The sequence below is a fragment of the Mesorhizobium sp. M7A.F.Ca.ET.027.02.1.1 genome (assembly GCF_004022985.1).
In the GTDB taxonomy this organism is placed as follows: domain Bacteria; phylum Pseudomonadota; class Alphaproteobacteria; order Rhizobiales; family Rhizobiaceae; genus Mesorhizobium.
The window spans coordinates 1-13,867 of record NZ_RZOL01000034.1; the positions used below are offsets into that span (position 1 = coordinate 1).

Genomic DNA, 13,867 nt, shown 5'->3' on the forward strand with positions numbered 1-13,867 from the left:
GAGCGGGTCGCGGCGAGGGCCGAGCCGCTGGCGGTGGCGCTGCACGCGGTGCGGCGCCTGCCGAAAACGGCCGGCTCGGTGCTGGTCGTCGGCTGCGGGCCGATCGGCGGTCTTGCCGCGCTATTGCTGTCGCGAACCTTCGCCGGCACCGTGCTTGTCGCCGACCGCAACCAAGCTCGCAGCGCCCGCGTGTCGCAGGTGACGGGTGCCAGGATCGTCGATCTGAACCGAGATGCCGTTGCCGCCGCAACCGCCAATGCCCCGCTGCTCGCGGCCATTGAGGCGACCGGCAGCGTCGCGGCGCTCAACCAGTTGCTTGGCGTTGTCGATTCCGGCGGCACGATCGCCATGGTGGGCATCTTCCATGGCCGCCTCGACATTGATCCCAATACGCTGGTCGAACGCGAAATCGGCTTGCTGGGATGCCACGCCTTTGCCGATGAGCTGCCCGAGGCGGTGCGGATGCTAGGTGAACTCAGCGAACCGCTGTTGGCGCTGATCGACCAGGAGATCGGCCTGGATGACATTCCGGCTGCCTACGAGCGGCTGTTGGCGGGACACAGCGACGGCTTGAAAACAATCATCCGCATGCGGCAACCTGTCGAGCAGTCGTGATTTCCGATGAATCGCCGGAAAGGACTTTTGAAATGATCACTTTGCCCGACACGGCCAGCCCTCTTTACGAGAAGGTGAAGGACTACATCCTGGCGAACATCGGAACGGGCCGGTGGGGCAAGGATCGCAAGCTGCCGTCCGAGAACGAGTTGGTGGCGTCGCTTGGCGTGTCGCGGATGACGGTTCACCGGGCGCTCAGAGAGTTGACCTCGGCCGGGTTCCTGATCCGCCTGCAAGGTGTGGGAACCTTCATCGCGCCGCCGCGGCCGCAATCGACGCTGATCGAGATCAACAACATCGCAGCCGAGATCGTCGAGCGCGGCAACAGGCATCGTTCCGAAGTCCTCGTCCTCGAAACCATCATGCCGACAAAGGAGCTGGCGCTGTCGTTCGAGTTTCCAAAGCGCGTCTCGATCTATCATTCCGTCGTCGTCAATTTCGAGAATGATCTGCCGGTGCAGCTGGAAGAGCGCTTCGTCAATCCGAGCCTCATTCCCGATTACGACAAGCAGGATTTTTCGAAGACGGCGACCTACGACTATCTCATGCAGAAAACCCCGGTGACCGAAGTCGAGCATATCATCTCGGCGATCCCGGCCGACGCCGAGACGGCGCGGCATCTGGGCATCGATGTCGGCGCCTGCTGCCTTTTCCTGCACCGCCGGACATGGACAGGCGCGGTGGTGGCCACCATCAGCAAGCTGACTTATGCCGGCAGCCGCTACTCGCTCGGCAGCCGCTATTCCCCTTCAAAAAGCAGCTAACGGAAGCAGGACGAATGCAAGTCGGAGCGGTTTCGTTGTCAATGTATATACATGTTCTGACGAGAACACTTTCGCTCTCGAATGGACGGGCCAAGAAGGACAACAGATGACGCAGACACCGAGTCGCACGGCGCAGATCCGGGCATTCGCGCAGCATGATGTTGCCGAAGCACAAAGCGCGCTGGCGGCATTGCTGGGCGACCTGTTCGCGATGAGTCCCCGCAATGTGCGCATCAACTTCGACAAATACAGCCTCAATTCCCTGAACGGCTTCTTCGAAGACGACGGCAAGGCCTACTTCTTCAAGTTCCATCAGGAGGAGCGGGAGGAGGCGATGACGGGCGAGTATTACCGCGCCGAGATTCTGTCGCGCGCCGGCCTGCCGGTCGACCAACCCATACACATGTCGGCGCAGCCCGGCGAGCAGATCCTTGTCTACCGCCGCCGCACGGATCCGAGATTTTCGGATGTGCTGTTCGCGCTGGATGGGCAGGACGATGCCGGCAAGCGGCAAGAAGCCGTTCTTGCCGAGCGCGACCTGTCGGCCAGGCTGCTCAAGGTCTATCTCGAGACGCTGCATCCGGTGACTGTCGCGGAGGTCTCGGCGGAGCCGATCCACAGGCTGTTTCATGAGCGGCTGATCGATGCAAACACACGCTTGTCGCCAGGCGGCCGGCTGGCCGATTTCTATGTCGGCAAGCCGTTCGTCTTTCCCGGTGCCGAGCTGGATTGGGATCGGTTTTCCCGGCTGAAATTCGTCATCAACGGCCAGCAGTACACCCACAGCGTCGGTGAGCTTTTCGATGCCGCCGCGGTGCGCTTGCGGCCCGACCGGCTTGCCGATGCCGGCGGCGTGGTCGCGCATGGCGACGCCCACAACGCCAATGTTTGGTACACGGCTAAGGCGGGGAGGGCGGAACTGTCCTTCTTCGATCCCGCCTTTGCCGGCTCGCATATCCCGACGCTGCTGGCGGAGGTGAAGGCGACGTTCCACAACATCTTTGCCCATCCGTTCTGGCTCTATGATCCGGCGACCGCGACAGAGGCTTTTCGCGCCCAGGCGCGGCTGGACGGAAATCTGCTCCATGTCGACACGGACTGGGACCTGAGCCCCGTCCGCCGCGACCTGCTGGAGGTCAAGGCGACAGCGCTGTGGCGGCCATTGCTGCTGGAGCTCAAACGGCGCGGCATGCTGCCGGCCGATTGGCGCGCGGTGCTGCGGGCCGGTCTTTTCCTGTCGCCGACGCTGGTCATGAACCTGCGGGCCGGCGCGCGCAGCCATACGCGGGTCTCCTCCCTCATTGCCTTCTCAGTCGCGGTCATGGTCGGCAGCGAACCCGTTGCCGGAGCCGATCGGGTGACGGGTTTCCTCGATCGGATCGATCCGGAAAAGCGTGAAAATTGAGTCTTTCCAACTTGTATATGCATGTATGTATTTTAGCCTTGACATCCGCTCCCGCTGACGCTGAAATATCCTCGCACTTCACCATGAAGTGGCAGGTAAGACGCCGAGGCACAGTGCCGCAAGAGCAGAAACCCGCAGTCTCACCAGACCGGCTGCCTGGGTTAGAAAAAGCGGTCTGATCATCAAGGGGAACAAAGATGATGCGTAACCTAACAGGACAATTTCGCGCGCTCGTGATGGCCGCCGCCATCGGGCTGGCCACCGCCCCGGCAGCCTACGCAGCCGACGCGGCCATTCCCACCACGCCCGAGGCAGGAGCGTTCAAGATCGGCATCGAGCCCTGGCTTGGCTATGGCCAATGGCATGTCGCCGAGGCCAAGGGCCTGTTCAAGACAAACGGGCTGAGCGACGTCCAGATCGTCAATTTCGCCGAGGACAAGGACATCAACGCAGCACTTGCAAGCGGCCAGCTCGACGCCGCCAACATCGCGACCCACACGGCGATGGGCATGGTTGCGGCCGGCCTGCCGGTGAAGATCGTGCTGCTGCTCGACGTCTCCATGACCGCCGACGCCATCATCGCCGGCAAGGACGTCACCTCCATCGCGGACCTCAAGGGCAAGCAGGTGGCCTTCGAGGAAGGCACGACGAGCGACATCCTGCTCAAATACGCGCTCGCCAGGAACGGCATGTCGATCGACGATGTGAAGCCGGTTCCGATGCCGGCGTCCGACGCCGGCAGCGCCTTGATCGCCGGCCAGGTGCCGGTCGCGGTGACCTATGAACCGTACCTCACCGTCGCCATGGCGCAGAACAAGGACCTCAAGCTGCTGTTCACCGCCGGCGAGGATCCCGGCCTGATCAGCGACGTGCTGGTGGTGCGTGACGAGGTGATCAAGTCGCGGCCCGGCCAGGTGCTGGCCATGATCAAGAGCTGGGACGCGGCGCTCAAGGACTACAATGCCGACACGCCCGGTGGACGCGCCATCATCGCCAAGGCCGTCGGTTCGGACGTCAAGGACCTCAACACCGCCTTTGACGGCGTACGCTACTTCTCACTCGCCGAAAACAAGACGGCGCTGACAGGCGACTTCACCACCAAGACCTTCGCCGATGTCGAAGCCGCCGCCAAGAACGCCAAGCTGCTGCAGGCCGATGTGACGCCGGAGCAGATGATCGACCCGGCCTTCGTCAAGGCAGCGGAATGACGAAGGCCGGATCGCGGTGGTGACACAGATGCCCCGGGAGCGACCGGCGGCAGGACCGGTCACGAAACCGGCGAGGCGCCGCCGATCCTCCGGGATCGGCGTGCCCATCGCCAGGTCGCGCTTCCTGATCATCGCGGTGGCCGTGTTCGTCGGGCTCGGCCTTGCCTGGTGGGCGGCGACCGGACTGGGGTTGGTAAAGCCGATCTTCCTGCCGTCGCCGGGCAGCGTCGCGACGCAGATCGCCAAGCTCGCCGCCGACGGCACGTTGTGGCTGGACCTCAAAGCCTCGATGTACCGTATCTCCATCGGCTTCCTCATCGCCTCGGCCCTATCGATACCGATCGGCGTGCTGATCGGCAGTTTCCGTTCCTGGGAAGCGGCCATCGAGCCGCTGGTGGATTTCATCCGCTACATGCCGGTCGTCGCTTTCGTGCCGCTCTCCATCCTTTGGGCGGGCACCGGAGATTCGCAGAAGTTCCTGATCATCTTCATCGGCACCTTCTTCCAGCAGGTGCTGATGATCATGGACAATGTGAAACGGGTTCCAGCCGATTTCATTGGCCTTGGGCGTACACTCGGCTTGCCGGATCGCAAGATCCTGACGCGCATCGTCGTTCCCAGCGCCTTGCCGGGCATCTGGGATACGCTGCGCATCAGCCTCGGCTGGGCATGGACCTGGCTGGTGCTGGCCGAACTTGTCGCCGCGACTTCGGGGCTCGGCTATCGCATCACCGTGTCGCAGCGCTATTTCCAGACAAACACGATCATCGGCTACATCCTGCTGCTCGGCCTGCTCGGCCTCATCACCGACCAGGTGATGAAGGCGCTGGAAAAGGTGCTGTTCAAGCAAGAGGGCCGCTCGCAATGAGGTCCAGCCGATGAGCCCCCCCAAATTGCGGATCGCCGGTCTCCACAAGAGCTTCGGCACCGGCGAGCGGCGCACGGAAGTGCTGCGCGACATCAATCTCGATCTTGCCGACAACGAGTTTGTCTCCCTGGTCGGCACGTCGGGCTGCGGCAAGAGCACGCTGCTGTCGATCGTGGCCGGACTGCAGGACTTCGACGCCGGCGATCTCAGCATCGATGGCGCGCCGATCCTGCAGCCGGGTCTCGACCGTGGCGTCGTCTTCCAGTCCTACACGCTGCTTCCCTGGCTGACGGCGCGGCAGAACATCGAATTTGCCCTTAAGGCCGCCGGTTACGATCGCCCGACCTGCCGCAGGATCGCGCTGGAGCATCTCGAACTCGTCAAGCTGTCCGACAGCGCCGACCGCTATCCGGCCGAACTCTCGGGCGGCATGAAACAGCGCGTCGCCATTGCGCGCGCGCTTTCCTACCGGCCCAAGATGCTGTTGATGGACGAGCCATTCGGCGCGCTCGATGCCTTGACCCGGCATCAGATGCAGGAACTGCTGACCCAGATCTGGGAGGAACACAGGTTGACCGTCCTGTTTGTCACTCATGATGTGGAGGAGGCCGTCTATCTGTCGGACCGCATCGTCGTCATGGGGATCGGCCCAGGACGCATCACGCAGACCTTCAACGTCGATATCGAGCGCCCGCGCCGCGAAGAGGTGATGGAAAGCCCTGCATTCATGGATCTGCAGCGCGGCGTGCACAAGGCCATCCGCGAGGGTTCAAAACGCCCCGAAATGGCGTAGGCGCCTGTGGTAGGCCCAATCACGTCGCCTTGCCGACCGCCGCATCCAACTCCAGCTCGCCTTCCGAAATGTCGTCGAACGAGGCGTAGTTCATGTTGTAGAGGCGGGCGTAGAGGCCTTTTCGGCCCATCAATTGGTCGTGGTTGCCGCTTTCGACGATCTCGCCGTTCTGCAGCACGATGATGCGGTCGGCGCCGCGGATGGTGGCAAGACGGTGGGCGATGACCAGCCCGGTGCGGCCTTCCAGCAGCGTGATCAGCGCCTTCTGGATCAGCATTTCGGTGTAGGAATCGATGCTGGCCGTGGCTTCGTCGAGCACCAGGATCTTTGCATCCGCCACCAGCGCGCGCGCAAAACTGATCAGCTGGCGCTGGCCGAGCGAGAGATTGCCGCCGCGCTGCTCGAGTTCGGTATCGTAGCCATCGGGCAGGTTCTCGATGAAGTCGTGCGCGCCGACGGCCTGTGCGGCGCGCACCACCTCTTCGCGGCTGGCTGATGTCTTGTGGTAGCGGATGTTTTCCAGCACCGAGCCGGAGAACAGGAACGGCTCCTGCAGAACCATCGCCACCTGATCGCCGAGCGAATCCTGGGTCAGGTCACGCACATCATGGCCGCCGACCAGAACCTCGCCCGACCAGACATCGTAAAAGCGGTGCACCAGCGCCATAGAGCTGGACTTGCCCGATCCGGTAGGGCCGACAAGGGCCACGGTCTCGCCCGGATTGACGCGAAAGGAGATGTTCTTCAGCACCGGCTGGTTCGGCCTATAGCCGAAGGTGACGTTCCTGAACTCGACCGAGCCGTCCATGTCGCGCGACAGCGTCACCGCGCCTTGCCTGTCGCTGACGTCGACCGGCACGTCGAGCACTTCGGAGATGCGCTGGCCCGAAGCCATGGCGCGCTGCATGACGCTGTATTGCATGGTCAGCGAGCGGATCGGGTCGAAGAAGCGCTGGATGTAGAACAGGAACGCCACCATGACGCCGATGTCGAGGCTGTGCGACAGCACCATCGAACCGCCGACGACGATGACGGTCGCCATGGCGATGCCGGTCAGCGTATCGACGATCGGCACCATCACCTGCGCGTATTTCGCCGAGGTCAGATGGGCATTGAGATTGGCCAGCACCTTCTCGTCATAGAGGTCGAAATTGACGTGCTGGCGCTCCAGGCTCTGCACGGTGCGCACGCCATGGATGCCTTCCGCCAGCGCACCGTTGGCGATCGAGTTGGTCTCATGCGCGGCCATGAAAGCGACCTTGGCGCGCGGCAGCCAGCACAGGCGCACGATGAACAGCACCGGCATGGTCGACAGCGTCAGCAGCCCGAGCCGGAAATCCAGCCACAAAAGCACGCTGACGATGCCGAACAGCAGCACGATGTCGCCCACCGACATGACCGACGTTTCGAGGAATTCCTGCATCGAATTGACGTCGCCCTGCAGGCGCGACATCAGCCGCCCGACCTCGGTCTTGTCCATGAAGCTCAACGAGACACGCTGCAGATGGCTGAACATGGCCCGGCGCAGGTCGGAGAGCACGTTCTCGGCCACTTTGCCGACGACGCTTTCCTGCACATAGGAGGCGGCATAGTTGACCAGGATGATGACGGCGAAAGTGATGATCGCTGCGATCATCACCGGCTGGTCGAGCCTGCCCGCCGTCATGCCGTGGTCGATGGCGTAGCGGATGACCAGCGGGATCGCCAATTGCGTCAGCGTGAACACCAGCACTGCGGCGACCGAGATGAAGATCCGGCTCTGATACGGTCTCACGAAGCTCCAGATGCGCCTGACGATGCGCGGGTCGTAGGCCTTGCCGAAGACTTCTTCCTCGTCGCGATGCGAGCCCACGACAGCCCTTGTCGGCCGGCGGCTGGTATCTTCCTTGTCGTCGTCGGCCTGTGTCGACATCATGCGGCTCCCGCCACGACAGGCCGCTCATCGTCCGGCCGCAGCTGCAAATCGTAGAGCGCGCGATAGCGGCCACCGAGCGCCAGCAGTTCCTCGTGCGTGCCGCGCTCGACGATCCGGCCGCCCTCGACGAACAGGATCTGGTCGGCATGCATCAGCGAGCTCAGCCGGTGCGAGATGATGAGCGTGACGCGGTCCCTGGCGAAGCGCTTCATCGCCGCCCGGATGCGCTGTTCGGTACCGGCATCTATTGCCGCGGTCGAATCGTCGAAGACCAGCACCGATGGCCGCAGCATCAGGCTACGGGCGATGGTCAGGCGCTGCCGCTGGCCACCGGAAAGCGACGCGCCGCGCTCGCCGACAACCGTGGTGTAACCGGCCGGGAGGCCCATGATGTAATTGTGCAGCTGGGCGTACTCGGCTGCCTGCCCGATGCGGGTCTCGCGCGCCCAGGGATTGCCATAGGCGATGTTGTTCTCGATCGAGGTGGTGAACAGGAACGCATCCTGCTGCACGACGCCAACGGCCTTGCGCAGCGATTTCAGCGTCACCTCACGAATGTCCTGGCCGTCGATGGTGATCGAACCCGAAGTGACGTCGTAGAAACGCGGGATCAGATGCGCGATGGTCGACTTGCCGCTGCCCGGTGGGCCGACAATGCCGATGGTCTCGCCAGACCAGGCCTCGAAGGAGATGCCGGACAGTGTCGACCGGCCGCCCGCGCCCTCATAGCGAAAGCCGACATTGTCGAAGCGCAGCACGCCGTCGCTGACGACGAGATCCCTGGCGCCGGGCGCGTCCTCGATGTCGAGTTCGGCGTCGAGCAGTTCGAACAGGCGGGTGCCGCAGGTCGAGGCGCGGGCGAAGGAATTGACCATCAGCCCGAGCTGGCGCACCGGCATCTGCAGGATGGTCATGAAGGTGAGGAACTGCGCCAGCGTGCCGACGCTGATCTGGCCTGCGATCACCTTCTGACCGCCGAACCACAGGACCAGCCCCATGGCAGCCAGGAACGAGAAGTTCATGGCGCTGGTGTTGGCGACGCGGATGTCGACGCGCTGATTGGCGAGGTCCAGTGCATCGCGCTTGGCGCGATCGAATTTTTCCAGCTCATGCCGCTGCGCTGCGAAAGCGCGCACGACACGGATACCGCCGAGGTTCTCATCCATCACCCGGCTCAGCACCGAGAGGCGCTCCTGCAACGTCAGCCAGGTGCTGCGCAGTTTGAGCTGGGTGACCGAGGACCGCCAGGCGACGAAGGGCACGAAACTCAGGCTGAGCAGCCCGAGCATGGGATCGGTGCTGATCAGGAGATAGGCGCCGACGCCGATCAGCACGCCGAGCAGCACCACGCGCAAAATGCCAGTGGAAAAGAACATGCGCACGCCGTCGAGATCGAGCAGGCCGAGCGTGATGAGATCGCCGGTGTGGACCCTGTCGTGGTAGGCGAAGCTCAGGCGCTGGATCTTCTCGTAGAAAGCCAGGCGCAGTTCATAGCCGGTGCGGTGGCCGACGGCCTCGCCATAGTAGTTCTGCGCCATTGTGAAGAGGCCGCGCAGGATCGAGACAACGAGCAGCGTCAGCGCCGTATTCCACAGCGCCTGTTCCGCGGCAGCGCCGGCACCCGCGGCCATGACGCCCTGCGCCTGGTCGATGGCGCGGCCCAGCAGGCGGGGAATGAAAAGCTGCAAGGTCGCGGCAATAAAGGTCGAGACGATGGTGATGGCGACCTGCCAGGGATGGCGCAGCGTCATGCGCACGATGCGGAGCAAGGTGCTGAGGCCCTTGCCCCAGGAGGCTTCCGCCACATGGGCAAACGATTTGCCGCGCTCCGGCGCGCCGCCGATTGCTTGCGTGTTCAAGGGAAATATCCAAACCAATCCGGAGGTTAGTCCGGACTAATAAAGCAGACTCAATTCAGATGGCGCGATGTTACGCGTGTCCGACTTGGCCGTTCAAGAGCCAATTCCGGTATCGCACTGTGCCTGAACGGAAAGCGAGCATGCGACTGCGATCCGGCTGGCACCAGCGACGGAATCCTCTTGCTGAAGGGCGTTGGCCGGACGAGGCCAGCATCCGGCTGTACGCAAGCGACGGCCGGACGGCGTGCGATCTTCCATCCGGCCGGAATCCGGTCTGCTAGAGCCGGATGATTTCAGGTCGAATCGAGCTGAAATCTGAATCCGTCTCTAAATCAAAGAGATAGAGCAAGATGTTGTCCGAAAACCGCTTCACACTTTTCGGCATCATGCTCTAGGCAGGTATCAGGACGGCGATACGATGCACGCCGACCTCCTTGCTTGTATTCGTCGCCTCGTCGGTCTTGCCCTTGGCGCAGGTGTACATGTCGCCTTCCTTGAGCTTGAATTCCTTGTCGGCTTTCTTGATCGTGAACGCGCCTGAAGTAATGGTGCAGACCATGTCATTGTCCATCACCATCTGAGGCGCGTGTGCGCCGGGCTGGAACACCACGTCGACGATTGCGATGCTCTTGTAGGCGGGAATGTCGGAGTCGCCGGTGCTGACCTCAACCACCCTGACACCGGGCGCAATCTCCTTGCCTTCCTTCGGGCCGTATTTCTTGACCTTCGCGGACGCCGCCAGGGTGAACAGAGGCGTTATCGCGGCAGCCGTCACACCGAGAGCAATTGCAGACCTGCGATTTATGGTTTTCATTGCATCCTCCCACATGTTCGTCACGAACGAATGTGCATGACCACAATATATTAGCATGAACGAATATATTTGTATGCGAGGAAACACCCAGGCCCAGCGCGGGCACCAGGAACTCCGGGCTTCCAGTGTCGGCAAATCAGCACGCCATGACAATGTTGCACCGCCTCGCCAGCCGTCGGAGAGGTTCCATGCATCGGACGACCTGCCTGCCGCTGAAACCGAGTTGCTGCGGACCTTCGGACTGCTGTTGAGCCGCTCAAAAACCCTGGCCGTGCCGCCAGCAGGCGATCCGGTGGCCAGCCGCAACCTCTATGGCTGATGGTTCTGCCTTTCTGCAGTCGGGCAGGACCAGGGGGCAGCGATCGGCGAAGGCGCATCCGGTGTTCGGGACACCGGCTGCCTCGATCTCGGCTGGAGCGGATAGTTTCGGCTCGGCCTCATCGGAAGATGCCGCCAGAAGTAGTGCCGTATAGGGGTGGTTGGGGCCGCGAAAAATCTGGTCGGATGTGCCGGTTTCGACCAGGCGTCCGCGATAGAGCACGCCGATCCTGTCGGCCATGTAGCGCACCACCCTGAGGTCGTGGCTGATGAACAGATAGGTCGTGTCCTTGTCGTGCTGCAGGTCGTTGAGCAGGTTGAGAACGGTCGCCTGGACGGAGACGTCGAGCGCGGAGGTCGGTTCATCGAGCACGACGACCTTCGGCACGCCGGCGAAGGCGCGCGCGATCGCCGCCCGCTGCCGCTGGCCGCCGGACAGCGAGCGCGATTTCTGCTCGGCCGTGACACCGGCGAGGCGGACCGAGGCCAGCAGGTCGCTGACGCGGGCTCTCACCTCGCTGCGGCGCAGACCGGCGAGCCGGCGCAGCGGACGGCCGAGGATGCGACCGATCCGCTGGCGCGGGTTGAGCGTGCGATCCGGCGACTGGAAGACCATCTGCACGTCGCGGCGTTCGGCAAGGTTTCTCTTCTCGACGCGCGGCGCGACCGTCCTGCCGAACAGCTCGACCGATCCGGCATTGGGCATCTGCAGGCCGGTGACGATGCGTGCCAGGGTCGACTTGCCCGAACCGGACTCGCCGATCAGCCCGAAGGTTTCGCCCTGGCCGATGTCGAGATCGATGCCGTGCAGCACTGGCTGGCTGCCGAAGACATGGCTGATGCCTTTGCAGGCGATCGCGATCCGGCGTTCTTTTGGCAAGCCGGCGTCTTCGCCTTGCGCTGTGGGGTGCGCTGGCATGACGTCCGGCTCCGCCAGTCTTCCGTCCCGCTTGGTGTAGTTGAGCGCCGGGATCGAGGCGATGAGCGCCTTGGTGTAGGCGTGAGAGGGGTTGTCGAAGACATCTCCCGCAACGCCGCTTTCGACCACGGTTCCCGCCTGCATCACCGCCACCCGGTCGCAGGAGCGGCGGATCATGTGGATGTCGTGGCTGATCAGCAGGATACTGGTTTTGTGATCCTTGCGCAGGTCGGAGAGGATGGCGATGATCTCGGACTGGACGCTGGCGTCGAGCGCCGTCGTCGGCTCATCCAGCACCAGCAGCGACGGGTCGAGCGCAATCGCGATGGCGATGTTTGCGCGCTGCTGCATGCCGCCGGAGAGTTCGTGCGGATAGAGATCCAGCACACGCTCCGGATGGCTGACGCGGACCCGGCCGAGCAGTTCGGCCGCACGCTCGCGCGCCTCGTCGAGGCGAACCGGGCGGTGCCGCATGATCGTCTCGGTGATCTGCCGGCCGATCGTCATGCTTGGATTGAGCGCCGCGCCCGGATGCTGGTAGACGGCGGCGATATGATTTCCCCTGAGCCGGCGGAGTTGCTCGGCGGAAAGGTCGCGGATTTCGCGGCCCTGGAATTCAAGCGCTGAGGCCGCGATACGGGCGTTCTTCGGCAGATAACGCAGGATGGCGAGCGCCACAGAGCTTTTGCCCGATCCTGACTCGCCGACCAAGCCGAGCGCCTCGCCTTGGCTTATGTGCAGCGACACGCCGCTGACGGCGGGATGCGATCCCTTGCGCCCGTCATAGGCGACGGACAGCTGGTCTACGTTCAGAACCGAGGAGGACATGGAGACTTGAAACCACTTTCTTCGAGCGCTGCCATCGAGGGCAATCGCTTCCGCTTTCGGAGTGCATTATCTCTATAAAATTACTCGGATTAAGCCGAAGCGCAATCTACCTTTCATGCCTCAGGAGAGATTGTCGCCGTCTGCCGAGGCAGCGCGACGGTCTCCGGAGCAGATCTGGAAGGAGGCCGTCATGGCTCGAGACCACATGATCCTCAGCGCATTCTTCTTCAACCCGCAGGGCGATCACCGGATGTCGTGGCGCCATCCCAGGGCGCCGGAACGGGAGGTGCTGGACTTCGAATTCTACCGCGATCTCGTGCAGGCGGCCGAGCGCGCCAGGATCGACACCATCTTCGTCGCCGACCACGTTTCGATTTGGGATTCGGTCAAGAGCGGCGTCGCCCACTACGCCAATGCGCGCCTCGAACCGCTGACGCTGCTCTCGGCGCTGGCGGGCGTGACCAAGCATATCGGCCTGATCACCACGGCATCGAGTTCCTACAGCGAGCCCTACAATGTGGCGCGCATGTTCGCCTCGCTCGACCACATCAGCAAGGGCAGGGCGTCGTGGAACGTCGTCACCTCGGCGATGGACGAGGAGGCGCGCAATTTCGGCCGCGACGGCAATATCGAACATGCGTTCCGCTACGAGCGTGCGGCCGAATTCCTCGATATCGTCAAAGCGCTGTGGGACAGCTGGGAAGACGAGGCGCTGCTGATCGACAAGGCGTCGGGCTATTTCGCCGATCCCGACAAGGTCCATCCCATCGATCACAAGGGCAAGCACTTCAAGGTGCGCGGCCCGCTCAACGTCTCGCGGCCGCCGCAAGGCCATCCGCTGATCGTCCAGGCCGGCTCGTCCGAGGACGGCAAGAACTTCGCCACCGCCCAGGCCGATGCGCACTTCGCCATCTACAGCACCAAGGAGGATGGCATCAAATACCGGCAGGACATCAACGAGCGTCTCGCCCGCCACGGCAGGCGGCCGGAGAGCTTCAAGATCCTGCCCGGTATCCTGCCTGTTGTCGCCGCCTCCGAAGCGGAAGGCCGGGAAAAGCAGGAATATCTGCAGACCTTGCTGCCCGACCAGGTCGGCATCGACCTTCTGTCGAGCTGGAGCGGGCTGGACCTGTCGGTGTTCCCGCCGGACGGGCCGCTGCCGCCGCTGCCGGACGAAAGCACCTTCAATGGCGGGCGCACCTCGCTTAACCGGGTCAAGCAGTGGGCGAAGCAGAATCTCAGCCTGCGCGAGATCGCCCGCAAGCTCGCCAACAGCGGTTCGGTGCCGACGGTCGCCGGCACGCCGGTGCAGATCGCCGACCAGTTGCAGGACTGGTTCGTTTCCGGTGCCGCCGACGGCTTCAACCTGATGTTCCCGCTGCTGCCGGAGGACTGGGTGAATTTCGCCGAACAGGTGGTGCCGGAGCTGCAGCGCCGCGGCGTATTCCCGACCGAATACGCGCCGGGAACGCTGCGCGACCGGTTCGGCCTGGCGCGGCCAGCCAATCGCTTCGCCGAACAACGCGACAATGCGCGCGCGGTGTCCTGACGTCAGGCCGGG

General features: G+C 63.3%; 11 protein-coding genes. 7 read left to right on the plus strand and 4 right to left on the minus strand.

Annotated features, from left to right (window positions below):
• The 6 genes from EN749_RS06375 to EN749_RS06400 form a co-directional block, all read left to right on the plus strand.
• The coding region (locus tag EN749_RS06375) for a zinc-binding dehydrogenase (RefSeq protein ID WP_145990885.1) at nucleotides 1-615 on the plus strand (615 nt) is incomplete at its 5' end.
• A 32-nt stretch (nucleotides 616-647) separates the two neighbouring features.
• The gene (gene hutC / locus EN749_RS06380; RefSeq protein WP_013530484.1) at nucleotides 648-1,379 is read left to right on the plus strand and encodes a histidine utilization repressor; all 732 of its coding nucleotides are present in this window, start codon (nucleotides 648-650) and stop codon (nucleotides 1,377-1,379) included.
• 106 nt (nucleotides 1,380-1,485) lie between these two features.
• Nucleotides 1,486-2,784, plus strand: coding sequence for a hypothetical protein (locus EN749_RS06385; protein ID WP_128362779.1), 1,299 nt, complete (start codon nucleotides 1,486-1,488; stop codon nucleotides 2,782-2,784).
• Nucleotides 2,785-2,984: 200 nt separating this feature from the next.
• A complete protein-coding gene (locus tag EN749_RS06390) occupies nucleotides 2,985-3,992 on the plus strand; it encodes an ABC transporter substrate-binding protein (RefSeq protein ID WP_128362791.1) in 1,008 nt (335 codons plus the stop codon).
• A gap of 100 nt (nucleotides 3,993-4,092) precedes the next feature.
• A complete protein-coding gene (locus tag EN749_RS06395) occupies nucleotides 4,093-4,860 on the plus strand; it encodes an ABC transporter permease (RefSeq protein ID WP_189367392.1) in 768 nt (255 codons plus the stop codon).
• Between the two features lie 10 nt (nucleotides 4,861-4,870).
• Nucleotides 4,871-5,653 carry an ABC transporter ATP-binding protein gene (locus EN749_RS06400; RefSeq protein WP_127269920.1) on the plus strand — a complete coding sequence of 261 codons (783 nt, stop codon included), beginning with the start codon at nucleotides 4,871-4,873 and terminating at the stop codon, nucleotides 5,651-5,653.
• Between the two features lie 19 nt (nucleotides 5,654-5,672).
• On the opposite strand, the gene EN749_RS06405 is transcribed toward EN749_RS06400, so the two are convergent.
• From EN749_RS06405 to EN749_RS06420, 4 genes are all read right to left on the minus strand, one after another.
• Nucleotides 5,673-7,565: an ABC transporter ATP-binding protein gene (locus tag EN749_RS06405; protein ID WP_128362793.1), complete on the minus strand. Its 1,893-nt coding sequence runs from the start codon at nucleotides 7,563-7,565 to the stop codon at nucleotides 5,673-5,675.
• Nucleotides 7,565-9,427, minus strand: a complete 1,863-nt coding sequence (locus tag EN749_RS06410) for an ABC transporter ATP-binding protein (protein ID WP_128362780.1) — start codon at nucleotides 9,425-9,427, stop codon at nucleotides 7,565-7,567. The genes EN749_RS06405 and EN749_RS06410 overlap by 1 nt, the downstream gene beginning before the upstream one ends.
• Nucleotides 9,428-9,818: 391 nt before the next feature.
• A complete protein-coding gene (locus EN749_RS06415; protein WP_127320799.1) occupies nucleotides 9,819-10,241 on the minus strand; it encodes a hypothetical protein in 423 nt (140 codons plus the stop codon).
• A gap of 256 nt (nucleotides 10,242-10,497) precedes the next feature.
• A complete protein-coding gene (locus EN749_RS06420; protein WP_128362781.1) occupies nucleotides 10,498-12,306 on the minus strand; it encodes an ABC transporter ATP-binding protein in 1,809 nt (602 codons plus the stop codon).
• A gap of 190 nt (nucleotides 12,307-12,496) precedes the next feature.
• Here EN749_RS06420 and EN749_RS06425 point away from each other — a divergent pair, with 190 nt between their 5' ends.
• A complete protein-coding gene (locus EN749_RS06425; RefSeq protein ID WP_128362782.1) occupies nucleotides 12,497-13,855 on the plus strand; it encodes an LLM class flavin-dependent oxidoreductase in 1,359 nt (452 codons plus the stop codon).
• The last annotated feature ends 12 nt before the right edge of the window (nucleotides 13,856-13,867 follow it).

Coding starts and splice junctions, on each gene's coding strand:
- hutC (WP_013530484.1), top strand. CDS start 648: ATGATCACTTTGCCCGACACGGCCAGCCCTCTTTACGAGAAGGTGAAG.
- EN749_RS06385 (WP_128362779.1), top strand. CDS start 1,486: ATGACGCAGACACCGAGTCGCACGGCGCAGATCCGGGCATTCGCGCAG.
- EN749_RS06390 (WP_128362791.1), top strand. CDS start 2,985: ATGCGTAACCTAACAGGACAATTTCGCGCGCTCGTGATGGCCGCCGCC.
- EN749_RS06400 (WP_127269920.1), top strand. CDS start 4,871: ATGAGCCCCCCCAAATTGCGGATCGCCGGTCTCCACAAGAGCTTCGGC.
- EN749_RS06405 (WP_128362793.1), bottom strand. CDS start 7,565: ATGTCGACACAGGCCGACGACGACAAGGAAGATACCAGCCGCCGGCCG.
- EN749_RS06415 (WP_127320799.1), bottom strand. CDS start 10,241: ATGAAAACCATAAATCGCAGGTCTGCAATTGCTCTCGGTGTGACGGCT.
- EN749_RS06420 (WP_128362781.1), bottom strand. CDS start 12,306: ATGTCCTCCTCGGTTCTGAACGTAGACCAGCTGTCCGTCGCCTATGAC.
- EN749_RS06425 (WP_128362782.1), top strand. CDS start 12,497: ATGGCTCGAGACCACATGATCCTCAGCGCATTCTTCTTCAACCCGCAG.